Source organism: Citrobacter sp., from assembly GCF_050252275.1.
GTDB lineage: Bacteria > Pseudomonadota > Gammaproteobacteria > Enterobacterales > Enterobacteriaceae > Citrobacter_A > Citrobacter_A amalonaticus.
Genome location: NZ_JBFWLF010000003.1, coordinates 1 through 25,517, shown reverse-complemented (window position 1 = coordinate 25,517; position 25,517 = coordinate 1). Strand labels below are relative to the sequence as shown.

The 25,517-nt window shown below is 52.2% G+C and carries 19 protein-coding genes and 1 other RNA gene; 7 read left to right on the top strand and 13 right to left on the bottom strand.

Features of this window, described 5'->3' with window-relative positions:
* Positions 1–10: 10 nt before the first annotated feature.
* The 13 genes from AB7E14_RS00555 to garP all read right to left on the bottom strand — a co-directional run bounded on the left by AB7E14_RS00555 (position 11) and on the right by garP (position 17,141).
* Positions 11–1,324 carry a serine dehydratase subunit alpha family protein gene (locus AB7E14_RS00555; protein ID WP_044265546.1) on the bottom strand — a complete coding sequence of 438 codons (1,314 nt, stop codon included), beginning with the start codon at positions 1,322–1,324 and terminating at the stop codon, positions 11–13.
* A 21-nt stretch (positions 1,325–1,345) separates the two neighbouring features.
* Positions 1,346–2,677 (bottom strand): amino acid permease, encoded by a 1,332-nt coding sequence (locus AB7E14_RS00550; protein ID WP_042998237.1) that lies wholly within the window; start codon positions 2,675–2,677, stop codon positions 1,346–1,348.
* Between the two features lie 319 nt (positions 2,678–2,996).
* A complete protein-coding gene (tdcG, locus tag AB7E14_RS00545; protein WP_316962592.1) occupies positions 2,997–4,361 on the bottom strand; it encodes an L-serine ammonia-lyase in 1,365 nt (454 codons plus the stop codon).
* 85 nt (positions 4,362–4,446) lie between these two features.
* Positions 4,447–6,741: a 2-ketobutyrate formate-lyase/pyruvate formate-lyase gene (tdcE, locus tag AB7E14_RS00540; RefSeq protein WP_042998239.1), complete on the bottom strand. Its 2,295-nt coding sequence runs from the start codon at positions 6,739–6,741 to the stop codon at positions 4,447–4,449.
* 33 nt (positions 6,742–6,774) lie between these two features.
* The gene (gene tdcD / locus AB7E14_RS00535; RefSeq protein ID WP_104445735.1) at positions 6,775–7,983 is read right to left on the bottom strand and encodes a propionate kinase; all 1,209 of its coding nucleotides are present in this window, start codon (positions 7,981–7,983) and stop codon (positions 6,775–6,777) included.
* A 31-nt stretch (positions 7,984–8,014) separates the two neighbouring features.
* The gene (gene tdcC, locus AB7E14_RS00530; protein WP_042998241.1) at positions 8,015–9,346 is read right to left on the bottom strand and encodes a threonine/serine transporter TdcC; all 1,332 of its coding nucleotides are present in this window, start codon (positions 9,344–9,346) and stop codon (positions 8,015–8,017) included.
* 34 nt (positions 9,347–9,380) lie between these two features.
* Complete coding sequence (gene tdcB, locus AB7E14_RS00525) at positions 9,381–10,370, bottom strand: bifunctional threonine ammonia-lyase/L-serine ammonia-lyase TdcB (RefSeq protein ID WP_042998242.1); 990 nt, start codon at positions 10,368–10,370, stop codon at positions 9,381–9,383.
* A 99-nt stretch (positions 10,371–10,469) separates the two neighbouring features.
* Positions 10,470–11,408 carry a transcriptional regulator TdcA gene (gene tdcA, locus AB7E14_RS00520; RefSeq protein ID WP_044255844.1) on the bottom strand — a complete coding sequence of 313 codons (939 nt, stop codon included), beginning with the start codon at positions 11,406–11,408 and terminating at the stop codon, positions 10,470–10,472.
* Positions 11,409–12,435: 1,027 nt separating this feature from the next.
* An RNA gene (rnpB, locus tag AB7E14_RS00515) (RNase P RNA component class A) lies at positions 12,436–12,812 on the bottom strand.
* Positions 12,813–12,844: 32 nt separating this feature from the next.
* The gene (gene garK, locus AB7E14_RS00510; protein ID WP_316962554.1) at positions 12,845–13,990 is read right to left on the bottom strand and encodes a glycerate 2-kinase; all 1,146 of its coding nucleotides are present in this window, start codon (positions 13,988–13,990) and stop codon (positions 12,845–12,847) included.
* 97 nt (positions 13,991–14,087) lie between these two features.
* Complete coding sequence (gene garR / locus AB7E14_RS00505) at positions 14,088–14,978, bottom strand: 2-hydroxy-3-oxopropionate reductase (RefSeq protein ID WP_044328321.1); 891 nt, start codon at positions 14,976–14,978, stop codon at positions 14,088–14,090.
* Between the two features lie 29 nt (positions 14,979–15,007).
* Entirely contained in the window at positions 15,008–15,778 is a 771-nt protein-coding gene (garL, locus tag AB7E14_RS00500) for a 2-dehydro-3-deoxyglucarate aldolase (RefSeq protein WP_042998245.1), read from the bottom strand.
* A 28-nt stretch (positions 15,779–15,806) separates the two neighbouring features.
* Positions 15,807–17,141 (bottom strand): galactarate/glucarate/glycerate transporter GarP, encoded by a 1,335-nt coding sequence (gene garP, locus AB7E14_RS00495; protein ID WP_042998246.1) that lies wholly within the window; start codon positions 17,139–17,141, stop codon positions 15,807–15,809.
* A gap of 382 nt (positions 17,142–17,523) precedes the next feature.
* On the opposite strand from garP, the gene garD reads away from it, so the two are divergent.
* From garD to AB7E14_RS00460, 7 genes are all read left to right on the top strand, one after another.
* Positions 17,524–19,095, top strand: coding sequence for a galactarate dehydratase (gene garD, locus AB7E14_RS00490; protein WP_316962555.1), 1,572 nt, complete (start codon positions 17,524–17,526; stop codon positions 19,093–19,095).
* Between the two features lie 356 nt (positions 19,096–19,451).
* The gene (locus AB7E14_RS00485) at positions 19,452–20,711 is read left to right on the top strand and encodes an ABC transporter substrate-binding protein (protein WP_042998248.1); all 1,260 of its coding nucleotides are present in this window, start codon (positions 19,452–19,454) and stop codon (positions 20,709–20,711) included.
* Positions 20,712–20,791: 80 nt separating this feature from the next.
* On the top strand, positions 20,792–21,736 hold the full coding sequence (locus AB7E14_RS00480; protein WP_044255861.1) for a carbohydrate ABC transporter permease: 945 nt from the start codon (positions 20,792–20,794) through the stop codon (positions 21,734–21,736).
* 10 nt (positions 21,737–21,746) lie between these two features.
* Positions 21,747–22,571: a carbohydrate ABC transporter permease gene (locus AB7E14_RS00475; protein WP_080343276.1), complete on the top strand. Its 825-nt coding sequence runs from the start codon at positions 21,747–21,749 to the stop codon at positions 22,569–22,571.
* A gap of 11 nt (positions 22,572–22,582) precedes the next feature.
* Positions 22,583–23,695 (top strand): ABC transporter ATP-binding protein, encoded by a 1,113-nt coding sequence (locus AB7E14_RS00470; RefSeq protein WP_316962556.1) that lies wholly within the window; start codon positions 22,583–22,585, stop codon positions 23,693–23,695.
* Positions 23,696–23,800: 105 nt separating this feature from the next.
* Entirely contained in the window at positions 23,801–25,057 is a 1,257-nt protein-coding gene (locus AB7E14_RS00465; RefSeq protein ID WP_316962557.1) for a Gfo/Idh/MocA family protein, read from the top strand.
* A gap of 18 nt (positions 25,058–25,075) precedes the next feature.
* Positions 25,076–25,517: ROK family protein (locus tag AB7E14_RS00460; RefSeq protein WP_428169282.1), on the top strand; the 442-nt coding region annotated here is incomplete at its 3' end.

Below are 25,517 nucleotides of genomic sequence, written 5' to 3'. Positions count from 1 at the left end.
AGCCCTTCACTTAATGCGCTTTATGGGCCATGATCTCGATAATCTGTTTGTCCGTTTGCTGCATGGAATGACACGCCAACGCGCACAGGTTGGCAATAGACTGTTCCACGTCGTGTGCCACAATCCCTTCGTTACCCGTAACCGCCGTATCGTCCAACGCCATCAGCACCGCCTTCCACGCCGCAGAAGCACTGGTGGAGACTTTCATCGCGCAACTGTTAGATGCCCCATCGCAAATCATTCCGCTGACATCGCCAATCATGCTGCTGATCGCCATCGAGATCGTGCTGTAGCGCCCTTCGTCCACCAGCCAGGCCATCCCTGCCGCTGCCCCCATCGCGGCGGTCGTCGCGGCACACAGCGCCGACAGACGCGGGAGCTGATGGTGTATGTAGATCGCACTCAGATGGGAAAGCATCAGCGCACGCGCCAGTTTCTCCTCATCGGCGCCAAAGTGCTCGGCCACCACCATCACCGGTACCGTAGCGGTGATCCCCTGATTGCCGGAGCCGGAGTTACTCATGGCAGGCAGCGTCGCGCCACCCATACGCGCATCCGACGCCGCGCTGGTTCGGATGAGGATCGCCGTCGAAAGATCGTTTGCCAGCAGACCGCGTGCGCACTGCTTTTGCAGCGTCGCACCGATATGCAGCCCCCAGGTTGCGCGCAGCCCCTCTTGTGACAGCGCGCCGTTGAGTCGGGCGGCGTCGAGAATAAAACGAATAGCGTCGAATGGTACGGTATTCACAAATGCCAGAATCTCTTCCAGCGTGGTCTCAGAAAGCACCGCCAGCGGCGATTCCTGCGCCTCATCGTCCGCGTTCGCTTGCTGAGTAAACTTCACGCCGGTATCGGTTTCGATCCGCACAATGTGAGTATGACCACCGACAATGGTGACGCAAGCCCAGCCGTCATGGCTATAGACCTTCGCGCGAGAAAACAGGATGTCATCGCAGGGTTGCTGCAACATCACCGACACCTTACCCGCTTTCAGCATCGCCTTCGCATCGGCAATGGCTTGCGCGGAGGCATCCTTCAGCACCTCCAGTCCGGCATTCGCATTCCCGCCCAGTGCTCCCAGCGCGGCAGCGATGGGCAGCCCAACCATACCGGTTCCCGGCACCGTCACCCCCAGTCCGTTTTTCATCAGATTGGGCGAGACCCAGGCATCGATTCGCTCCACCGCGCCATGCAGTTCAGAGGCCGCAACCGCGGCCGCCAGCGCCAGAGAAACCGGTTCCGTACAGCCCAGCGCAGGTTTCACCTCTTCCTGTACTGCGCGGATGAAACGCTGCCACAACGGATTTTTTATAGTCTCAGACATAACAACAACCTTCAGGATAAATCAGGAAAAAGCCAGGAACGGAGATACGCACAGCAGCAAACCGGTGACGATAATCAGATACAGCGACACCCCTTTGTATTTGTGCAATGCAGGTACTTTGTAGACCAGCCAGGCGGGGATCAAACATCCCACCATGCCGAAAATAGGGCTACAAATCGACGTAAAGCTCAGAACCGGTGCGTTAAGCACAATAGCGCTCCAGGCCAGTAAAATGGCAAACACCATGATGCCGCGCTGTACCAGCGTTTCATTGATCTTCTCAGCCGGCAGTTTGCGACGCAGAATGTTCATCGCAATCCCCTGCGTGGCTTCGCGAAAGCCGAGATAGACGCCAAAGAACGCGGTCATCACGGCGAAAATATTCAGGATGACACTCACAACTTTCACCCAACCGGCGCCCGCGCCGCTGATGAACTGTGCAGCAATCGCCAACGCGGAGATATTCTGCTCATAGGCTTTAACCGCTTCGTCGTGTCCCATTGCCAGCGTAAAGGAGACGGCATAGAAGAACACGGTGACAAACAAAATGCCGAAGGCAATATTCATGGCGCGTAGCGCTTTATGACGCGCCACCTCAACGGATTTCTCACGGGAACGGTAGGAAATCACCATCGGGCTCAGGGTCTGGATAAACAGGATTGAGGTCAGGGTAAACGGCAGCGTGATAATCGCATTCTTCACCAACAGCGCCATCGGCGGCAGCGCGCCAATGTTGTATAAGTGCCACATCCCAACCATCGATACGCCCAGTGCCGCCACGACCAGCAGTTTGGTCAGCACCATGCCGGTAGAAATTTTGAACAGCAGCTTTTCGCCGCGTGAGGAGATGGCGACCAGGATGCAAATCAGCACCAGACCATAGAACGGGTTATCGGATAACAGTCCCTCTGTCACACCAAAAGTATGCAAATAGGAGGCGCTGTCGTTGGTAATTGCGGTGGAATAGACAAACATCCAGATAACCAGCATCACAAAATACAGTGCGCCTAACAGGATGCCCCAGTTTTTCCCCAGATACCCACTGATGACGCTGGGATAATCTTTGCACTCCGGGGATTCCGCCAGCGTGTTAATAAACAGACGCTGGAACAGATACATGGCGGGATAACCGATAACCGATGAGAGCAAAAAGACCCACAGCCCCATCAAACCGACCTGCACCGGGAGAAAAACAATCCCCGCGCCAATCGCCATCCCGATACTCATAATGACCCAGCCGGTGTCGATGCTGTCGAATTTAATCGCTTCCCGCCATTCGCTTTCCGTCATTCCCGCCCGGCGCGCCGGGGCGCTGGCGTCGAGCACTACGCTATTGTTCGTTGCCGTTTCCATAAAATTCTCGCTCATTATGTAGGGTATATTTTTAATTTTTGTCGTGCCGCATCAAGGCGATACGCGGTACGGGGTTTGCAGGCGAGTCATTAGAATGAAAAAAGGATACGCTCAGGCGCAGAGAAAAACGTCACAAAACAACACTGATATTTTCTATTGGTTAAGAAAATTTTCCTACCTTAAAACATTTAAGTGTTATTTTTTTCTAAATTTGAAGAAGATCACAACAAAAAAGCACACCGACGTGTGCTTTTAGATAGCTGACAATGGATAAAATGCCCGATGGCGCAGGCTTATCGGGCAAGCTTTCTGGCGTTCGCTAACTGCACACCACTTTGATCGCTAAACCACCGCGTGATGTTTCGCGGTACTTATCGTTCATGTCCTTACCCGTCTCGTACATCGTTTCGATGACTTTATCCAGCGAGACACGCGGTTCGGAGGTGCGGCGCAGCGCCATACGTGCGGCGTTGACCGCCTTGACTGCGTTGATCGCATTGCGCTCAATACACGGGATCTGCACCTGCCCGGCAACCGGGTCGCAGGTTAAGCCGAGGTTGTGCTCCATGGCAATTTCCGCCGCGATGCAAACCTGCGCCGGGCTACCGCCCAGCAGTTCGGTCAACCCCGCCGCCGCCATGGAACTGGCCACGCCGATCTCCCCCTGACAGCCAACTTCCGCCCCGGAAATTGACGCATTCATTTTGTACAGTGCCCCAATGGCTCCTGCCGCCAGCAGATAGCGGGCAATGGAGTTGGCATTCAGCGGACGACGGAATTTATCGTAATAGGCCAGAACGGCTGGAATAATGCCGCATGCCCCGTTGGTGGGCGCGGTCACCACGCGTCCGCCCGCCGCGTTCTCCTCACTGACCGCGAGAGCAAACATGTTGATCCAGTCGATGACGTTCATCGGGTCGCTGGAGAGACTGTCACTGGAGACCAGCAGACGACGTAACGCCACCGCGCGGCGCGGTACATTCAGCGGGCCGGGTAAGACGCCTTCGGTATTCATCCCGCGTTCTATGCCAGCGTGCATCACTTCCCAGATCTGAGCAAATCCGGCATCAATCTCCGCCTTGCTGCGCAGCGCCAGTTCGTTTTGCATCATCAGCCCGGAGACTGAAAGGCCATTGCGTTCGCACAGTTTCAGCAGTTCGCTGGCGGAATGAAAATCATAAGGGACCGGCGCTTCCACGTCATGCGCCTGACCAAAGCGCTCTTCATCCACGATAAACCCGCCGCCAATCGAGTAGTAGGTTTTACACAGCAGCGTTTCCTGGTTTTCCCAGGCGGTGATCCGCATTCCGTTCTCGTGCCTTGGCAGCATTTCACCATGAAAAACAATGCTATCGGTAACCGGGAAATCGACGACATGTATACCTTCAGCAACCGGCAAGCGGCCAGTACGGGTCACCTCGTCAATAAACGCGGGGATGGCGTCAATGTTGACGCTTTGCGGCGTGTTTCCGGCCAGCCCCATCATAATGGCGGTATCGGTCGCGTGGCCTTTTCCGGTCAGCGACAGTGAACCATACAGATCAACCGACATGCGCGTCGTGCGCGATAAGCTTCCACTGCTGACCAGTTGATCGATAAACCGTTTTCCTGCATTCATCGGCCCTACGGTATGAGAGCTGGAAGGACCAATGCCAGGTTTGAAAATATCGAATGCGCTAATCATTTCTACACCCTCGGACTCGTTCAGTGGAGACCAGGTTTTCATACGCATAGTGAATCGGGGCGACCCGCAGACCGCCCCGATAACGTTACATCGCCTGGGTGAAAGTACGCGAAATGACGTCCTGCTGCTGCTCACGGGTGAGCGCGTTGAAGCGCACAGCGTAGCCGGAGACGCGGATCGTCAGGTTCGGATAGTTTTCCGGATGTTCAATGGCATCCAGTAACATCTCCTTGTTCATTACGTTAACGTTCAGGTGCTGACCGCCTTCCACATGCGCTTCATGATGGAAGTAACCATCCAGCAGCCCGACCAGGTTGGTTTTTCGCACCGGATCCTCTTTGCCGAGTGCCGCAGGCACAATCGAGAAGGTGTACGAAATCCCGTCCTTCGCGTAAGTGAACGGTAGTTTCGCCACGGAAGTCAGCGAGGCGACAGCGCCTTTACGGTCACGCCCGTGCATCGGGTTAGCGCCCGGCGCAAATGGCGTTCCCGCGCGGCGTCCATCCGGGGTATTGCCAGTTTTCTGTCCGTACACCACGTTGGAGGTAATAGTCAGAATCGACTGCGTCGGTACCGCGTTCCGGTAGGTCGGCAACACTTTAATTTTCTTCATAAAGCGTTCAACCAGATCGCAGGCAATGCTATCCACGCGCTCATCGTTATTGCCGTACTGTGGATATTCCCCTTCAATCACGAAATCGACCGCCAGCCCGTTATGGTCGCGAACCGGTTTCACCGTCGCGTACTTAATTGCAGAGAGCGAATCCGCCGCTACCGACAGTCCAGCAATCCCGCACGCCATCGTGCGATAGACGTCACGATCGTGCAGCGCCATCAGCGACGCTTCGTAACTGTACTTATCGTGCATGTAATGGATGATGTTCAGCGCGCTGATGTACTGCACCGCCAGCCAGTCCATAAAGTGGTCCAGACTGTCCATCACTGTGTCGTAGTCCAGCACGTCGTCCAGCAACGGCGCGGTTTTCGGCCCCACCTGGATTTTCAGCTTCTCATCCACCCCGCCGTTGATTGCGTACAGCAGCGTTTTGGCAAGATTGGCGCGCGCCCCGAAGAACTGCATCTGCTTACCGATAACCATCGGACTCACGCAGCAGGCGATCGCATAGTCGTCGCTGTTAAAGTCGGTCCGCATCAGATCGTCGTTTTCATATTGCAGTGACGAGGTGACGATAGAGACCTGTGCGGCATACTTTTTAAACGCGACTGGCAACGCTTCTGACCACAGCACGGTGAGGTTTGGCTCCGGTGCCGGCCCCATCGTGTGCAGCGTATGCAGATAGCGGAAGGAGTTTTTGGTCACCAGCGTGCGACCATCCAGCCCCATCCCGCCGATCACTTCGGTCGCCCAGATCGGATCGCCGGAGAACAGCGTGTCAAACTCAGGCGTACGCAGGAAACGCACCATCCGGATCTTCATGATGAAGTGGTCGATCAACTCCTGCGCCTGTTGCTCTGTCAGGATACCGGCATTGAAATCGCGCTCAATATAGATATCGAGGAACGATGCGGTGCGGCCCAGCGACATCGCGCCGCCGTTTTGCGATTTCACCGCCGCCAGATAGGCAAAGTAGACCCACTGTACCGCCTCCTGCGCATTACGCGCCGGGCGAGAGATATCACAGCCATATTTCGCCGCCATCTCCTGCATTTGCAGCAACGCGCGACGGTGCTCCGCCAGCTCTTCACGCAGGCGAATCGTGGCTTCCAGATTCTGTCCCCACTCCAGATTTGACTGGAGATCGGCGAACTGCAACTCACGCTCACGCACCAGATAGCGGATGCCGTACAGCGCCACGCGACGATAATCACCGATAATGCGCCCACGACCATAACCGTCCGGCAAACCGGTCAGCACACCGGATTTACGGCAGCGCAGCATGTCCGGAGAATAGACGTCAAAAACGCCCTGGTTGTGGGTTTTACGCAATTCGGTGAACAGGTACTCGAAGTTCGGATCCATCTCACGACCATAAGCATCGAACGAGCTTTTGATCATGTTGACGCCGCCAAACGGATGCAGCGCACGTTTCAGCGGTTTATCCGTTTGCAGGCCGACAATCTTCTCCAGTTCCTGCTCAATGTAACCCGCATCGTGCGCAGTAATCGTGGTCGCAATATTGGTATCGAAATCGACCGGCGCATGGGTCGCGTTTTCGATACGAATGCCCGCCATCACCTTTTCCCACAATGCCGTAGTGGCAGGCGTTGCATCAGCAAGGAAGGATTCATCCCCTTCATAAGGCGTATAGTTGTGCTGAATAAAATCACGGACATTAATTTCTTCTTTCCAGTCCGTACCTTTAAAGCCAAGCCATGCTTCGGCATACAGCATATCGCTGGTATCGATATCTACCTTCATGAAAAATAATCTCTCTACAGAACAACAAATAAATTAGGCGTATTCCACGGCTGCGTTAATGCGGCCTAATTGAATCGCATCGAGCGCAATCATTTTCTCTTCGTTCGTCGGTATTACGGCGCAAATAACCCGGGCATCTGAGGGGGAAATAATGCGCTCGCCATGAGAATTCGGCAGGTTATTTCGGTCGCTGTCGATATTCACTCCCAATACCGTCAGATGCTCAACCACCAGACGACGAATTAATACCGAGTTCTCACCAATACCACCGGTGAAAATAATGCCGTCCAGACGGTGTAACGAAGCGGCATGTCCGGCAATATGACGGGCAATGCGGTGAACAAAGGTTTTAATTGCCAGCTGTGCGCGCTCGTGTCCTTCATGCCAGGCTTTTTCCAGCACCCTTAAGTCGGACGACAGGCCAGAAATCCCGAGCAGACCGGACTCTTTGTTCACTACCCGCTCCAGATCGCTCAAAGTCTGTTGGGTTTCACTGGCGACCCACGCCATCGCGCCGAAGTCCACGTCGCCGCTACGCGTGCCCATCATCAGCCCTTCCAGCGGCGTCATCCCCATTGAGGTATCGACGCTGTGACCATTACGAACGGCACAAATTGACGCACCGTTGCCGAGGTGAGCAATCACCAGGCCGGAGTCCTGTTCGGACAGCGCAAGCAGTTCATGCGCGCGTTGAGAAACATAGCGGTGCGACGTTCCGTGGAAGCCGTAACGCCGCACGCCCAGCTCTTCGAAATACTTCCACGGCAGGCCATACAGGTAAGCTTCTGGTGCCATGGTCTGATGGAAGCTGGTATCAAACACCGCCACCTGCGTGACGCCGGGGAACAGATGCTGTGCGGATTCAATCCCGCTCAGATTGGCGTAATTATGTAATGGTGCCAGTGGTGAAACACGGCGAATATTGTCAATGACCTCATCAGTAATAATTGCTGACTCGGTAAAAATATTTCCGCCGTGGGCAATACGGTGGCCAATTAAGGCCACGCTGTCATTTAAATTACGTTTTTCCAGTTCAAACGCAATCGCCTTTAATGCGCCTTCGTAGCTGTGGTGAGCCAGCGTCACTGGCTCACCTCCATTTACCGATAAGAACGCATTTTCCGAGTTAATACCATCCGCAATGCCTGCCATTAATACGTCGCAGTTATTTGCATCCAGTACTGAAAACTTAATTGAAGACGATCCACAATTAATAACCAGAACTATCGGAAACTCATTCATTTCACTACTCCGCTCATCCTGAGCTTAAGGATTAAAACAGTTTGTACACGATGTTCAGAATGGTCAGCAGACCGATGACGGTGACAAACACGTTATCCAGACGACCGCGATATTTCGCCAGTGACGGTGCCTTACGAATGGCATACATCGGCAGCAGGCACAGCAGTGAGGCAATAATCGGCGCACCCATCGCTTCAATCAGGTCCAGAATGTTCGGGTTGGCGTAAGCCACAATCCAGGTGGACCCCATGATGAAGATCATGCTGATGGTGTTGAGTTTTCCGGAGGAAACCTTCGTTTTATCGCCTTTGTAACCGAACTTCAGCACCAGACCATTCAGCCCTTCCAGCGTGCCCAGGTAGTGACCGAAGAAGGATTTGAAGATGGCAACCAGCGCAATAATGGAGGCGCCATATTCCAGCACGATGGCGAAAGTCGACTTCGTTCCGGACAGGGAAGCGAAGTGGTTTGCCAGATAAGACAGTACCGGAATGTTCTGTGCTTTCGCATCTGCCATGTTTGCCGGAGAGAGCGTGAACAGGCAGCTAAAGGCGAAGAACATAACCACAGCGACCATCAGCATGCTGGCGCGAGAGATGATCTGAGAACATTTCTGCTCGGTGTATTCACGGCCAAAATCTTTCTCGTATTCTTCACGTTTAGAGACCACGAAAGACGAAACGATCGGCGAGAAGTTGAACGAGAACACCATGATGGAAATCCCCAGCCACACGGTGACCAGAATGCCATCGTGACCGGTTAAGGCGATATTACTGATATCGACCTGGTCGATCACCGCAGAGTTCCAGTAAGGGATCAGCGACAGCGAGATCAGCACCAGGCTGGCAATGAACGGCCATACCAGGTAGCTCATCACTTTAACCATCAGATCCTTACCAAACCAGATAACGAACGCCATCAGCAGCAGCAGGAACAGCGCCACAAAACCACGGTTCAGCGCCGGCAACTGCAACTGGTTTTCCCAGAACGTCATGAACGTGTTGGTAATGGTGACGCCATAAATCCACAGCAGCGGACAAATCGCGAAGAAATAGAGGAACGTGATGACCACGCCACCCGTCTTACCAAAGTGCTCTTCAACCGTTTCCGTGATGTTGCCGGACGGGTTTGACCCGGACAGACACAGACGCGCCAGCGCACGGTGGCAATAAAAAGCGATGGGGTACGCCAGTACCAACATCAAAAGAATGGGGATTAAGCCGCCAAATCCTGCGCGGATGGGGAAGAACAACACCCCGGCGCCGATGGCAGTACCAAATAAACCCAGTGTCCAGGTGGTGTCTGATTTACGCCAGGACGACTGTTTTGTCTGGCTGGATACAATGCTGTCAGAAGTACTCATATCCTATCCTCAACGAAGAGATTAATAGCCGGATTTACGCGTCTGCTAAACCCGTAATTTGCGATACACGAGAAAGATCGATATTGCCGCCAGAAATAATGCTGACCGTTTTTCTGTTCTGGATATAGGCATCTAATTTCCCGCTTAATAAAGCAGCACATGCCAGTGCACCTGCACCTTCTGTCACCACTTTGTTGCGTTGAATTAAAGCAATCATGCTGTTACGAATTTCGTCTTCGCTGACCAGGACAATGTCATCCACTAATTCACGCACAATTTCGTAAGTTAATTTACCCGGGCGGGAAACATCACAACCATCCGCCAGGGTGCCGGTCGTTCGGTGTGTGGTTATTTCTCCAGCCTGATAAGACGCCGCCATGCCGTGTACGTTTTCAGACTGCACGCCAATCACTTTAATGGTCGGGTTAATAGATTTAATGGCAATAGCAATACCGGCGATTAAACCGCCACCGCCGATAGGAACAATCACGTTATCGACGTCATACAGGTCTTCCATAATTTCCAGACCGATAGTGCCCTGGCCGGCAATCACTTTCGGATCGTCATAAGGCGGGATAAAAATACGCCCTTCCATTTCGACAATCTCACTGACTTTGGCGATAGTGTCGTTGAAGTTATCGCCGTGCAGCACCACTTCCGCCGAGTAGTCACAGGTGGCCGCTACTTTCGATTTCGGCGCCCCCTTCGGCATCACCACTTTGCCATCAATACCCAGCATTGCGCAGGAGAGAGAAACCCCTTGAGCATGGTTACCCGCTGAACAAGCGACAACGCCTTTACGTTTTTCCGCATCCGTCAATGAACTGAGTTTGTTAAATGCGCCACGAATTTTAAATGAGCCGGTACGCTGCATGTTTTCAAACTTAAGGAATATTTCCCCTTTACAGCGCTCACTAAAATAGTTTGAGCGAGGCATGCCTGTTTTATATATTTTCCCCGCCAGTCGTTTTTTTGCTTCGAGGATATCTTCAATGGCAACCGGGAGATCGTAAGTAATGTGCATTGTAACCTCTTACCTGATAGTAAAGTAATAGATAGCCGTAACCAACGTCTGATATTAAGAACGATGGTATGAATTGAGGATTAAATAAAATTTAATCGGTTAGTTAATTTCAATTAATTGCTTTCGTCTGCAACCTTTATAAGATGAATACTCTTTGGCTAATTCAACCAAAACCGATGCGGCTTTTTTAATACGATAGTTTTTTGACCATATTGCGGCATAGCGAGCAATGGGTAACGATTCTTCCACAGGGAGAGTAATAAACTGGTTCGAACCAAAGGGTGCGGCCATATCGCATGGAATCACTGTCAGAAAATTAGCATTGAGAACAAGATTGTAAATGGTCACAACGGAGTCGGTTTTAACGATGTTTTCGATGCTAATGCCATTTCTTTGCAGGGTGGTGAGGAGTTCGCTGTAGTAGCCCATATTCGTTTGTGGCAACACCCACTGTTCGTTCTGCAACGATTCCAGTGTGGTGGTGCCGGTGCATGTTCGGGACTTATTCGCCACCAGCACGAACTCCGACTCAAAAAGCGGTTCGACGTGCAGATCCTGCAATTTCATTTCATCGCTGAGCGTACCAATCGCAAAGTCCAGTCGCCCGTCGCGGATCGCCGGCAGGAATGAGGAGAGTTGCGCCTCATACATGGAGACCTGTGATTTTGGGTAGACCTCTTTGAACTTCTGGATCATATCGGACATAAAGGTAAAGCCAATCAGCGAAGGAAACCCGAATGAGATATCAACCACCGTGTTGTCGGTCATGCTGTTCATCTCATTCACCATGTTCTTCATCTCACGGGTGATGGATTCGGACCATGAGAGTAAAACTTGCCCTGCCTGAGTTAAGGTGACGCCGGTATTTTTGCGAACCACCAACTCAACGCCAAAATAAGCTTCAATATCGTTAATAATTTTACTAACAGCTGGCTGAGTTAACCCTAACTCTTTTGCCGCAGAACCGATAGAACCGCTTCTGATTACTTCCTGAAAGACCACCAACTGCTGTGTTTTTGGGAGAGCAAACGTATTCATATCGACCTGCGTTAATAACCTTGTTGACGGCGTGAAGTGTAACAAATTACATGAAGCAGGATATGTGCGACCACTCACAAATTGCCTTCACCTATATTTCAAGTGGTTATTTGTAAATAAATAAACCATTTATATTCAATTGGTTATATAAATATCATGTCACTTTAGTCTGATTTTTGTCAAAAAAAGAGGGGGGGATAACAATATTTTATGGCGATAACACGCGTTATTTTCCCCTCATATCTAAAAATGAGGAATGACGATATTTCAAGCAATTATCGTGCAGTTAATGGTCAATTTGTTCATTAAATTAAATGCGCAATCCCTCAAATTTAAGTATGTTTAAAACATAAATTGGATTAAATAACGTTATACATCACATTTTTTAGCCCGGTTTGTTTATAAATAAACATTGAATTTATCAATAATTAAATATACACACACAAACAATTATCATTCACAACAATACATTAACACTGCACTTTGCCATTTTTATAGCGTGTAATTTTGTGAAGTAGATCGATTGCTTTTCGTTTCTATCGACATATTAGTAGAAAGTAGCGTTTTGTGTTGCATGTCACATAACAAGAAATTTCTTAATAGCCGCAGGTTCCAGAACGCTGCCGGATGGCGATGCGACGTATCTTATCTGCCCTACAGGTTCCCGTTCCCCTTCACCGTTCACAGGCCTGATAAGCGAAGCGTCATGACCGGTAAGCCGCTTTCTTCCAGGTATAGCGTCGTGGACAGTCATTCATCTACATCATCTGCAAAGCAAAAACCCGCCGAAGCGGGTTTCTACATGAAAGTGGTGAAGCTGACCGGTAAGCCGCTTTCTTTCAGGTGTAGCGTCGTGGACAGTCATTCATCTACATTATCTACAAAGCAAAACCCCGCCTGGTGGCGGGGTTCTTAAAGTGGTGAAGCTGACCGATAAGCCGCTTTCTTTCAGGTGTAGCGTCGTGGACAGTCATTCATCTACATTATCTACAAAGCAAAACCCCGCCTGGTGGCGGGGTTCTTAAAGTGGTGAAGCTGACCGATAAGCCGGGTTCTGTCGTGGACAGTCATTCATCTAGGCCAGCAATCGCTCACTGGCTCAAGCAGCCTACCCGGGTTCAGTACGGGCCGTACCTTATGAACCCCTATTTGGCCTTGCTCCGGGTGGAGTTTACCGTGCCACGGACTGTTACCAGCCGCGCGGTGCGCTCTTACCGCACCCTTTCACCCTTACCTGATCCCACTTGCGTGGGCCATCGGCGGTTTGCTCTCTGTTGCACTGGTCGTGGGTTTCCCCCCCAGGCGTTACCTGGCACCCTGCCCTATGGAGCCCGGACTTTCCTCCCCTCCGCCTGTCTCCCCCGAAAGGGACGACGACGAAGCGGCGACTGTCTGGTCAGCTTCGGCGCGCAGTATAGAGGGTTTGCACGCCCTTGTCACCCTGCACTGCGCATTCCCACCGCCAGCGTCGCCGCAATGTTTCGCGACGCCCGGTAAATGTTGTCAAATGCGCCGCGAAAGGCCTCTTCCAGCGTGCCAATACTGGTCAATACGCTGAATACAGCATCGATACCATATTGATGCACCACGCCGACATCCCGCGTCAGACTGCCCGCAATGCCAATCACCGGCTTGTGGTATTTCTTCGCCACATTCGCCACGCCCACCGGTACTTTGCCATGAATGCTCTGGCTGTCGATGCGCCCTTCACCGGTAACAACCAGCGTACAGTCGTAAATATGCTCTTCCAGATTAAGCGCCTGGGTGACGATCTCAATCCCGCTTTTCAACTCCGCGCCGAGGAATGCCATCAGCGCCGCCCCCATGCCGCCCGCCGCACCTGCGCCTGGAACTTTTTTCACATCCACACCCAGTGATTTTTTAATAATATCCGCGTAGTGAGCCAGATTGCGGTCCAGTTCGAGGATCAGCGGTTCCGTCGCCCCTTTTTGCGGGCCAAAGATCCGAGAAGCTCCCTGTTCGCCCACCAGCGGATTGGTCACATCACAAGCAACGCGAATAGCACAATGTTTAATGCGCGGATCCAGACCAGACACATCAATGGTATTGAGAGTGTTCAGACTACCGCCGCCGTAGCCAATTTCAGTTCCGTTGGCATCACACAGCTTCGCGCCCAGCGCCTGAACCATCCCGGCACCGCCGTCATTGGTCGCACTCCCGCCAATGCCGATAATAATATTGCTTGCCCCACTGTCCAGCGCCTGCAAAATAAGCTCCCCGGTGCCGCGCGAAGTGGTAATCAGGGGGTTACGTTTTTCGGGGGGGACCAGCGCCAGTCCGCTGGCGGCCGCCATTTCAATAAACGCGGTCTTTCCATCGCCTGACATGCCCCAGTTGGCATTCACTTTTTCACCCAGCGGTCCGGTCACCAGAGCGGAATGTGCAGAACCGTGTGTGGCGGCAATCATGGCTTCAACCGTCCCCTCACCCCCATCGGCGACCGGAACGGAAACATACTGCGCATCGGGGAAAATTTCCCGAAATCCTTTTTCTATCGCCTGCGCTACCTCAGTAGCAGAAAGGCTTTCTTTATAAGAGTCTGGGGCAATTACGATTTTCATGATGATCGCCTGTTACTGCACAACGCCGGATGGCGCTTTACTTATCCGGCCTACAATCCAGGCCCGGATCGCAATACGCCATCCGGGCGCAAGGTCATTAGCGAGTGACTTCCACTTTCGCCAGTTTTTCGTAATAGCATGCCAGAGCACTGTGGTCGGCGGTTCCCATGCCGTCAGCACGCAGTGCCTGCATCATCTCCATAACAACCGCGGTCAGCGGAAGCTGAGCACCAACACCGTGAGACGTATCCAGCGCGTTTGCCAGATCTTTAATGTGCAGATCGATACGGAAACCCGGCTTGAAGTTACGATCCATCACCATCGGCGCTTTCGCATCCAGGACGGTGCTGCCTGCCAGACCACCCCGGATCGCCTGATAAACCAGATCCGGGTTTACGCCGGCTTTGGTTGCCAGGGTCAACGCTTCAGACATCGCGGCAATGTTCAGCGCCACAATCACCTGGTTCGCCAGTTTGGTGACGTTCCCCGCCCCGATATCACCGGTATGAACAACAGACCCCGCCATCGCTTTCAGCAGATCGTAGTATTTATCGAAAATCGCTTTGTCGCCGCCAACCATCACCGACAACGTGCCGTCGATCGCCTTCGGCTCACCGCCGCTCACCGGCGCGTCCAGCATATCGATGCCCTTAGCTTTCAGCGCGTCGCTGATCTCACGGCTCGCCAGCGGCGCGATGGAGCTCATATCGATCAGCACCGTCCCCGGTTTCGCCCCTTCGATAATGCCGCCTTCGCCTAGCGCAACCTCTTTCACATGCGGAGAGTTTGGCAGCATGGTGATGATCACATCACACTGCTCAGCAATCGCTTTGGCGTTAGAAGCGGTTTCTGCACCTGCCGCGATAACGTCAGCGATCGCTTCAGGATTACGGTCAGAAACCACCAGCGAGTAACCTGCTTTCAGGAGGTTTTTACTCATTGGTTTACCCATGATACCCAAGCCAATAAAACCAACTTTCATCGTCATATCAATTATCTCTCTTGTGTCGGTGGTGGTTATTTCTTAAAGGAATCAGCCAGTTTCTGCGTGGCGGAACGGAACACGCCCAGGTCGCTGCCGACAGCAACAAACGTGGCCCCCCATTCCAGATAGCGACGGGCGTCGGCATCAACCGGTGCCAGAATGCCGCTCGGTTTGCCGTGCGCTTTCGCCCGGGCAAAGATGTGCTGAATGGCTTTCTGCACCTCAGGATGAGACGCATTGCCGAGGTGGCCTAACGCCGCAGCCAGATCGCTTGGACCAACGAAAATACCGTCGACACCTTCGGTGGCGGCGATAGCATCGACGTTATCCACTCCCTGCTGGCTCTCAATCTGCACAATGATGGTGATGTTTTTGTTGGACTGCGCGAAGTAATCCGGGACGGTGCCAAACATGTTGGCGCGATGCGATACGGACACGCCACGGATCCCTTCAGGCGGATAGCGCGTCGACGCAACGGCGTTCACCGCCTCTTCTTCTGTTTCAACAAACGGGATCAGGAAGTTGTAAAAACCGATATCCAGCAGACGCTTGATAATCACCGGCTCGTTAGTCGGTACACGCACCACCGGCGCGCTGGAACTGCCTTTCAGTGCCATCAGTTGCGGAATAAAGGTAGAGACATCATTTGGCGCATGCTCGCCATCCAACACCAGCCAGTCGAAGCCCGCCAGTCCTAAGACTTCCGTGCTAATGGGGCTTGCCAGCGCGGACCAGCAACCAATCTGAATCTGATGCGCAGCCAGCGCAGCTTTGAATTTATTCGGGAAGATGTCGTTATTCATCACTTTTACCTTGTCACTTAACCGTTAATTATTTCTGCAGTTCCATACGTTTAATGTCACCGACAATAAACAGGTAGCACACCATTGCCATCAGCGCGGAACAGCCAACGAAGACCAGCGCGGCGTTGAAGGAATGCAGTTCACTTACCAGGTAACCGATAACCAGTGGCGTTACGATAGATGCCACGTTGCCAAAGACGTTAAATACCCCGCCACACAGGCCCACAATCTCTTTCGGCGCGGTGTCCGAAATCACCGGCCAGCCCAGTGCGCCAAATCCTTTACCAAAGAAGGCCAGCGCCATCAGCGTCACCACCAGCGCGGTGTTGTCGGTGTAGTTGCACAGAATGATGGTGGAGGCCAGCAGCATTCCCAGCACAATTGGCAGCTTACGCGCAACGGTGATAGAAAAACCGCGCTTAATCAGATAGTCCGAGAACACGCCGCCCAGTACGCCGCCAGCGAAACCACACAGCGCCGGAATCGAAGCCACCAGACCCACTTTCAGGATCGACATTCCTTTTTCCTGAACCAGATAAATCGGGAACCAGGTCAGGAAGAACCAGGTGATCGTGTTGATGAAATACTGTCCAAAGAACACGCCAAGCATCATACGGTTGGTCAATAACTGCTTGATGTAATGCAGTTTTGGACCACTTGCCACGGCGCTGCCCGGTTTTTTGTGGTCCATATCCACGACCGCACCGTTTTCAGAGATGAACTTCAACTCTTCTGCGGACATCTGCGGGTGATCGGTGGGGTTATGAATCAGTTTGACCCACAGCGCCGTCAGGACAAACCCAATCACGCCCATCACAGTAAAGACATGCTCCCAGCCCCAGGCAAAGGTCAACCAGCCCAGCAGCGGCGAGAACAGTGCCAGTGAAAAATACTGAGCAGAGTTAAAGATTGCCGACGCGGTTCCACGCTCTTTGGTCGGGAACCAGGCCGCAACAATACGGGCGTTTGCCGGGAACGAAGGCGCTTCCGAGAAACCCAACATAAAGCGCATAAAGAACATGGAAACCCCGGCCCAGGCCAGCGGGAACATATCCACGAAGCCTTGCAGGAAGGTGAACAGCGACCAGAAGAAGAGGCTCCAGGTGTATACTTTTTTTGAACCAAACTTATCGAGCAGCCAGCCGCCGGGGATTTGCATCAGCAGGTAGGCCCAGCCAAAGGCAGAGAAGATGTAGCCCATTGATACAGCACTCAACTGCAACTCTTTGGCGACTTCGGTACCGGCAATGGATAGCGTCGCCCGGTCCGCGTAGTTAACCGCTGTAACAATAAAAATTATCAGCAGAATTAAATAGCGGGTATGCGTACCTTTCTTTTTTTCTACAACGGTATCCAGGATCATTTTATTTACCTCAGGCACTTAAGCAGACACATTTATTATTATTTATTGATGACAGACGCTATCGCTTATTAATAAATACAGATACTCATTTCGTGATTCAGTATAATCAGGCAGAGAGCATTACGCATTGTGCAGATGCTCATTAACGACGTTAATTACAAATAATATCTTGAGCAAATGCACATAACGCTGGGCGCTGATGCACATATTTACGCTTTACCGCCCCTGATAGCCGGGCTTTCACCATAACGAGTGATCTGGATCACATTCTTATTTTTGAACTCCTGACATCCTTATTTCACGACAGGTCTTCCTTATTTTAATAATCAGATTCGCAGAATCTTTCTATATTATTATCACCCCGGTTGGAGAATACTGGACAATGGCCAACATCGACATCAGACAAGAATCGCCGAGCGCATTTTATATAAAGGTCCACGAAACAGATAATGTGGCGATCATTGTTAATGACAATGGTTTGAAAGCCGGGACGCGATTCCCGGATGGACTGGAGCTGATTGAACATATTCCACAGGGACATAAAGTCGCGCTGGTGGATATTCCGGTTCATGGTGAAATCATACGTTACGGTGAAGTGATCGGCTACGCCGTGCGCGACATTCCGCGCGGAAGCTGGATTGATGAATCCATGGTTGAGCTACCGACAGCGCCGCCGTTGAACACGCTGCCACTGGCGACCAAAGTTCCGGAACCGCTGCCGCCGCTGGAAGGCTATACCTTTGAAGGCTACCGCAACGCCGATGGTAGCGTAGGCACCAAGAATCTGCTCGGCATCACCACCAGCGTGCACTGTGTGGCGGGTGTGGTGGATTATGTCGTCAAAATCATTGAGCGCGATCTGCTGCCTAAATACCCGAACGTCGATGGTGTGGTCGGACTTAACCACCTGTACGGTTGCGGCGTGGCAATTAACGCGCCGGCAGCCGTGGTGCCGATCCGCACCATCCATAACATCTCGCTGAACCCAAACTTTGGCGGCGAAGTGATGGTCATTGGCCTGGGCTGTGAAAAACTGCAGCCGGAACGTTTACTGGAAGGTACTGACGATGTGCAAAGTATTCCGGTCGACAGCGCCAGCATCGTCAGCCTTCAGGACGAAAAGCATGTGGGTTTCCGTTCCATGGTCGATGATATCCTGCAGGTCGCTGAGCGCCATCTGGCTAAACTGAATCTGCGCCAGCGCGAAACCTGCCCGGCCTCTGAGCTGGTCGTCGGCATGCAGTGCGGCGGCAGCGATGCGTTTTCCGGCGTGACGGCAAACCCGGCAGTGGGCTACGCCTCTGACCTGCTGGTACGCTGCGGCGCTACGGTAATGTTCTCCGAAGTCACCGAAGTGCGTGATGCGATCCATCTGTTGACGCCGCGCACCCTCAACGAAGAGGTGGGTAAACGTCTGCTGGAAGAGATGGCCTGGTACGACAACTATCTCGATATGGGGAAAACCGATCGCAGCGCTAACCCCTCTCCGGGTAACAAAAAAGGGGGGCTGGCGAATGTGGTGGAAAAAGCGCTGGGCTCCATTGCGAAATCCGGTAAAAGCGCGATTGTCGAAGTGCTCTCCCCAGGCCAGCGCCCGACCAAACGCGGTCTGATTTATGCCGCAACGCCCGCCAGCGATTTTGTCTGCGGCACGCAGCAGGTCGCGTCCGGGATCACCGTCCAGGTGTTCACCACGGGTCGCGGTACCCCCTATGGCCTGATGGCCGTGCCGGTGATTAAGATGGCGACCCGTACCGAACTGGCAAAGCGTTGGTACGATTTGATGGATATCAACGCGGGCACCATCGCCACGGGTGAAGAGACCATTGAGGAAGTCGGTCAGAAGCTGTTCGAATTTATTCTCGATGTCGCCAGTGGCCGAAAGAAAACCTTCTCCGATCAATGGGGATTGCACAATCAGTTGGCCGTCTTTAACCCGGCACCAGTGACCTGATATTTTCGAAACGAAAGCAACCGAGAAAACGGGGAATAATCCCCGTTTTTCTTTCCTGTCCGTGAAAGATAAGGTGATAATGCTCGCAGTTTTGAAGGTTAATTTTTCACCCGCCCTTTTTCGCTTTTCGTCGGTAGAAAAATCCTAACCCGTTGAAAGAAAGAACAATGCCTGAGGCCTCCCTTTTCGCTCTCTTTTCGTTTTGATAAAAGAGAAACCTACCGAAAAGCCGGGGTGTTTTAATGCGATAATTCGCTCATTTTTCCCCCTTTGACTTTCCCCTTTGTTAAACACAAGATTCAATGGCTTCTGTAATTTACCTCACCGACATTCTGACCCGAATAAAGAGGGAAGTTATGTATACCTTGAATAAAAATAATGTCGCCCTGGCATGCTTTTTTTCCTGTTTACTGGCCGCACCGGTTGCCGCCAGTGCTGAAGGCCAGACGACAGAAAAACCCGTTAAATTACGCTACACGCTATGGGATCGAAATCAACTTCCCGGCGAACAGCAACTGGTTAATGAATTTGAAAAAAATAACCCCGGTGTAAAAGTTGAAATTGAACTAACGCCCTATGACCAATATTTCATAAAACTCAGTTCAGCGGTCGGGGGAAATGTGGCGCCGGATGTATTCTGGATGAATATGCCGAATTTTCAGCAGTACGTTAAAAACGGCATGCTGGAACCACTGACTCCTTATTTAAAAGACACATCATCACCACATCTTGATGATTTCGTGAAAAGCTCTGTCGATGCTTATCAGTACCAGTCTCAACAATACGCTATTCCACGGGATATCGACGCGATTGCCGTGTGGTATAACAAAAAAATGTTTGATCAGGCTGGCGTAACCTATCCCGATAAAAACTGGACGTGGGACGATTTAAAACAGAAATCAGAACAGTTACGTAAAAAGCTGGATCAGCATTCTTATCCGTTGGCGATGGATCTCGGCAGCGGTCAGGACAGCTACTTTAACCTGCTGCTGCAGGCCGGCACTCAGATTGTCCTGCCTGAGGGTAAAACGGACGTTGCCAGTGACAACGCGATCGCCATGTATCGCGACGTTCAGGGAATGCTGAAGGCAGGATTGCTCCAGCCGCCAGGCGAAATGAAAGCCGCCGATGTCTTCCAGTCCAATCGGGTGGCGATGATCTACGCGGGCTCGTGGTGGGCGCTGCCGTTCTCGCAGAACGAACTGATTAACGATCATGTCGGCGTCGTTCCGATGCCCAAAATGGCAGAACAGGCTGGCGTCTCTCATAGCCTGGCATTCGCCATGTCTGCCAAAAGCCAGCATAAAGAGGCCGCCTGGAAATTCATTGAATTCATGAGCTCAGAACATGCGCAGCAAACGCTGGCAGCGGGCAAAGTGGTGATTCCGGCCAATCAGAAAGTCGCCAAAGCATGGGCGGAAGGCTTTAAGGATGTTGATGTTTCCGCCTATATCGATTCACTGGCGTTTTCTCATAAATATCCCACCGCCGGTTCAAATACCGCGAAATGGAATAGCATTCTCAACGACGGGCTGAAAAAAGTCTGGATGGGAAATGATCCGCAACAGGTTATGCCGGGTGTCGCCAAACGCGTTGAGCGTGAAATGCAGAAATAATCGTGAGGGAGCCTTGCTCCCTCTCACCTCTCTTGCGTTAACCCATTTATTGTTTGTAAAGTGAGCATCCCGGAGTCTGTATGAGCTATTCAGATGAAGCGGCATCCCCGCCGTTATCGGCCAGGGAACCCAATAAAAATTCCCTGACCCGACTGGAAAAAGAAGAACGTTTCTGGGGGTGGATAATGATTCTGCCGCTGTTGGCAGGATTAGTTATTTTTTACTTTACGCCGTTCTTCCAGAACGTATTTTACAGTTTTACCGATCTGGGCGAGTTTCAGATCTGGACGACAATCAGTCTGGATAATTACATTAATTTATTCAGCGATGATGAATTCCGTTCGGCGATAGTGAATACGCTGGCCTATGTTTTTATTTGTGTGCCGGTGATCACGGTCCTGTCTTTACTGCTGGCGATTGGTTTAAACCAGGCGATTCGCGGTCAGTGGCTGTTCCGTACGCTGTTATTTCTTCCGGCCGTTACGATGCCTGCCGCCATTGCGATGGTCTGGCAGTGGTTGATGAACCGTAATTTCGGTTTACTCAATCAGATCCTGGCTTATTTCGATATTCCCGCCATTGGTTGGTTATCCGATCCGGATATTGTCCGTCTGAGCGCCTCACTGGTTATTATCTGGTCGGCTATCGCTCTGAAGATGATCATTCTGCTCGCCGGCTTGCAGGGGATCCCGAAGCAGATTTATGAAGCCATGTCTCTGGATGGTATCAGTAAACTGCGCGGCTTCTGGTCAATTACCCTGCCGCTAATGATCCCGACGCTGTTCTTCGTTCTGGTGATCTCGTTTATCGAAACGCTGCAAATATTCGATGTGGTGTATCTGCTGTTTGGCAGTTCTTCCATGGTGGACGATCAGACCATGACCATCGCTTATCTCTTTTATAAATACGCCTTTATCTACCATGAAAAAGGGTACGCCTCCGCGATTGCCGTGGTGATTTTCGTTATCACGATGGTACTGACCCTGCTGCAGATATGGATAGGCAAACGGCTTAAAGCACAGTAAGGCAACCACTATGTTCATGACAAAACGTGAAAAATGGCTGATTTATGGCCTGATGATCCTGGCGACGCTGGTCACGGTGGTTCCCTTTCTCTGGATGATCATCACCTCGTTTAAAACCCAGGCGGAAAGTATTGCCTTTCCGCCGATCCTGCTGCCCGCCAATCCGGGGTTTCAGGCGTACGATAAAATCTTGCATGAGATGCCGTTTGGTAGCTTTTATTTTAACTCGATCGTTTCCACGCTGGTTATCGTCATCTTACAGACGCTGATTGCCGCGATGGCGGCGTATGGTTTCTCCCGCCTGCGTTTTAAAGGGCGCGATCTCCTCTTTATGCTCTGCATTTCGATTCTGATGGTTCCCGGACAGATCTTTTTGATCCCGCAGTTTTTAACGATCGAGAAAATAGGTCTGCTGAACTCCATTCCAGGCCTGGTGCTGCCGGGATTATTCAGTATTTATAGCGCCTTTTTATTGCGCCAGTTTTTTCTTTCCGTACCGAAAGAGCTGGAAGAAGCGGCCATTATGGATGGTTATAACCATTTAACGATTTTTTTCAAAATCATGCTGCCGCTGATTAAACCGGGACTTATCGCCTGCGTCATTATTAACGGGTTGTGGAGCTGGAATAACTTAATGTGGCCGCTCATCGTCAATACCTCAATGGACAAAATGACGCTGCCGGTGGGTCTGGCCTCGCTCTCAGGTCGCGCCGGGGTGGAGTATCCCATGCTCATGGCGGGAGCGTTGCTCGCGATTATCCCCATGTTGTTACTTTATATTTTCTTCCAGCGCTATTTCATTCGTGGCATCGCCGGTGCCGGAATTAAAGGATAAGGGGCATTATTATGTCAGGCATTCAATTACAGTCAGTAGGCAAAATCTATCCGAATGGCTTTCAGGCGATTCATAGCGTTGACCTTGAAATTCACGATGGCGAATTTATGGTTTTTGTCGGGCCATCCGGCTGCGCCAAATCAACGTTACTGCGCATGATCGCCGGTCTGGAAGAGATTACTCATGGTCATATTTCCATTGGCGAACGGTGCGTTAACGACTTGCTGCCAAAAGAACGTGGCGTGGCGATGGTTTTTCAAAACTACGCCCTCTATCCCCACATGACGATCTACAAAAATATGGCCTTCAGCCTGCAGGGCAAAATGGACAAGCAGGAGATAGATGTTCGTGTGCGGGAAGCCGCGCGCAAACTGGAAATCGAAACGCTACTCGACAAAAAACCGGGTCAACTTTCAGGGGGTCAGTGCCAGCGCGTTGCCGTCGGCAGAGCCATTGTGCGTAAGCCTGAGGTGTTTTTGTTTGATGAGCCGTTGTCCAATCTCGACGCCAAACTGCGCGTGTCAATGCGCGTGCGCCTGACGGAACTTCACCGCCAACTGCGTCACGAAGGCGTGAACGCGACAATGGTGTATGTCACACACGATCAGATTGAAGCGATGACCATGGGTGACCGCATTTGCGTGCTCAACGGTGGACGGATCATGCAGGTCGACACGCCGGGCAATATCTACCATCAGCCAAAGAATAAATTCGTGGCGGGTTTCATTGGTAACCCGGCAATGAATATCCATCTTCTGGCGCTCGACCCGCACACGCACGGACTGCGTCTGAATGACGCGCTGACCTTGCCCTTAACCGCACGACTGATCTCCCAACTGACGGATTATCCGCACGACAGCGTCTGGTTTGGCATTCGTCCGGAGGCGATTCAGTTGGCGCAGCACAACGATCCTGCGGCTTTCGACGCCCGGATCACCAACGTGGAAAGAATGGGCAATGAAGATCTCCTGCATTTCAATATCGGTGCACAGCAAATGATCCTGCGAGTCAATTCGTCACCGGAATGGAGTCCGCTGCCCGGCGAATCGATCAGGGTGAAATTCAATCTTGAAGCCGCCTTTTTATTCGATAAGCAGAATGAAGAAAATTTAGCCAGTGCCTGAAACCGCGAACGTCATCATCAGGTGCAAGCAATTCCAGTTTGTTTTTTTAATGCCCCGCCGCGCAGAACAACGCGAACGCAGGCAAGGGCAAAATGAGAGGCTTATATGTGTGCAAAGAAAGTGACCGTGTTAGTGGTGGGCGCAGGGGCGCGCGGCGAAATCTATTCTCGCTACGCGCTTGAGCATCCGGACCGCATGCAGGTGGTCGGCGTGGCGGAACCCAGAGAGGCGTATCGCCAACAGTTTGTCGCTCAGCATCAAATTGAGCAGGAAAACATCTTTCGCGACTGGAAAGAGGCGGCGGCCCGCCCACGAATGGCAGATGTCGTACTGATTTGTACTCAGGATACGATGCACAAAGAGCCTGCCGTCGCGTTTGCCGAGCTCGGCTATCATATTCTGCTGGAAAAACCGATCGCTCCCACGCCGGAAGAGTGCCGCACCATCATCGCTGCGGTGAAGCGCAACAACGTCTTATTGGGTGTCGCCCACGTTCTGCGCTACACCCGCTATACGCAAAAACTCAAGTCCCTGCTCGTCAGCGGGGTGATTGGCGATATCGTCAGCATGCAGCATCTTGAGCCGGTGGGTTACTGGCACCAGGCGCACTCTTTCGTTCGCGGCAACTGGCGTAACGAAGCGGAATCGTCGTTTATGCTGTTACAGAAATCCTGCCACGATATGGACTGGATCCGCTACATCATGGGCGATCGCTGTCAGGATGTGACCTCATTTGGCAACCTGAGTCATTTCGTAAAGGAGAACCAGCCGGAGGGTGCCGCCGACCGTTGCCTGGATTGCCAGGTTGAGGCGAGCTGCCCCTGGTCAGCCTGCAAAATTTATCTCGGCGAGGATCACAAATGCACGCCACATTTCCGTCGCGTGCTGACGGCGGATCCCACCGAGGAAAATGTCCGTCAGGCGCTGCGCGAAGGTCCGTATGGCCGCTGCGTTTATCGCTGTGATAACGACGTAGTGGATCATCAGGTGGTCAACTTGCGTTTCGCGCATCAGCAAACCGTGACGTTCACCATGACCGCCTTTACCCGTATGGAAGATCGAAAGACGCGTCTTTTCGGTACGAAAGGCTATCTCGAGGGCGATGGCGAGCAGATCCGGGTGTTTGATTTTCTGACGGACAGCGAGACGCTCTACACGATCGACGAGATCGCCGCAGGCACGCAGACCCAAATGGGAGGCCACGGCGGCGGGGATTACTATCTGATGGATCGCTTTATTCACGCCGTGATGGCGGGCGATCAAAGTATGATTCTCTCCGGCCCGGATGAATCGCTGGAAAGTCACTTAATGGTCTTTGCCGCAGAGCGCGCTCGCAAGGAAAACTGTGTGGTTACACTGTGAAATTCGAGGAGATGTGGCATGTTTTACGGTGTTGATATTGGCGGCACAAAAACTGAAATTGTCGCCTTTGATAAGGAAATGCAGGTTTGCTGGCGCAAGCGCGTAGCCACGCCGGTTCAGGATTACGAACTCTTTCTCTCGACCTTTACCTCGCTCATCGATACCGCAGACTGGGCTACGGGAATGCAGGGCAAAATCGGCATTGGCATACCTGGATTGATGGACAGACATACCGGAAAGCTGCTGTCGTCGAACGTCCCCTGTCTGACCGGACGGCAGGTGATGGACGATCTGGCGCACCGACTCAACCGCTCGGTGGCCCTGGACAATGACTGCTGCTGCTTCGCGCTGACAGAGGCGCATACCCAGCAGGCCCGTCAGTTCTCGCGAATCTTTGGCGCCAGTGTTGGCACCGGCATGGGCGGTGGACTGGTGATCGACGGGCAGCTCTATCGTGGAC

Excerpts from the sequence above, each read along its gene's own strand:
- AB7E14_RS00555 (WP_044265546.1), bottom strand. The coding sequence starts at position 1,324 with ATGTCTGAGACTATAAAAAATCCGTTGTGGCAGCGTTTCATCCGCGCA.
- AB7E14_RS00550 (WP_042998237.1), bottom strand. The coding sequence starts at position 2,677 with ATGGAAACGGCAACGAACAATAGCGTAGTGCTCGACGCCAGCGCCCCG.
- tdcG (WP_316962592.1), bottom strand. The coding sequence starts at position 4,361 with ATGATTAGCGCATTCGATATTTTCAAACCTGGCATTGGTCCTTCCAGC.
- tdcE (WP_042998239.1), bottom strand. The coding sequence starts at position 6,741 with ATGAAGGTAGATATCGATACCAGCGATATGCTGTATGCCGAAGCATGG.
- tdcD (WP_104445735.1), bottom strand. The coding sequence starts at position 7,983 with ATGAATGAGTTTCCGATAGTTCTGGTTATTAATTGTGGATCGTCTTCA.
- tdcC (WP_042998241.1), bottom strand. The coding sequence starts at position 9,346 with ATGAGTACTTCTGACAGCATTGTATCCAGCCAGACAAAACAGTCGTCC.
- tdcB (WP_042998242.1), bottom strand. The coding sequence starts at position 10,370 with ATGCACATTACTTACGATCTCCCGGTTGCCATTGAAGATATCCTCGAA.
- tdcA (WP_044255844.1), bottom strand. The coding sequence starts at position 11,408 with ATGAATACGTTTGCTCTCCCAAAAACACAGCAGTTGGTGGTCTTTCAG.
- garK (WP_316962554.1), bottom strand. The coding sequence starts at position 13,990 with ATGAAAATCGTAATTGCCCCAGACTCTTATAAAGAAAGCCTTTCTGCT.
- garR (WP_044328321.1), bottom strand. The coding sequence starts at position 14,978 with ATGACGATGAAAGTTGGTTTTATTGGCTTGGGTATCATGGGTAAACCA.
- garL (WP_042998245.1), bottom strand. The coding sequence starts at position 15,778 with ATGAATAACGACATCTTCCCGAATAAATTCAAAGCTGCGCTGGCTGCG.
- garP (WP_042998246.1), bottom strand. The coding sequence starts at position 17,141 with ATGATCCTGGATACCGTTGTAGAAAAAAAGAAAGGTACGCATACCCGC.
- garD (WP_316962555.1), top strand. The coding sequence starts at position 17,524 with ATGGCCAACATCGACATCAGACAAGAATCGCCGAGCGCATTTTATATA.
- AB7E14_RS00485 (WP_042998248.1), top strand. The coding sequence starts at position 19,452 with ATGTATACCTTGAATAAAAATAATGTCGCCCTGGCATGCTTTTTTTCC.
- AB7E14_RS00480 (WP_044255861.1), top strand. The coding sequence starts at position 20,792 with ATGAGCTATTCAGATGAAGCGGCATCCCCGCCGTTATCGGCCAGGGAA.
- AB7E14_RS00475 (WP_080343276.1), top strand. The coding sequence starts at position 21,747 with ATGTTCATGACAAAACGTGAAAAATGGCTGATTTATGGCCTGATGATC.
- AB7E14_RS00470 (WP_316962556.1), top strand. The coding sequence starts at position 22,583 with ATGTCAGGCATTCAATTACAGTCAGTAGGCAAAATCTATCCGAATGGC.
- AB7E14_RS00465 (WP_316962557.1), top strand. The coding sequence starts at position 23,801 with ATGTGTGCAAAGAAAGTGACCGTGTTAGTGGTGGGCGCAGGGGCGCGC.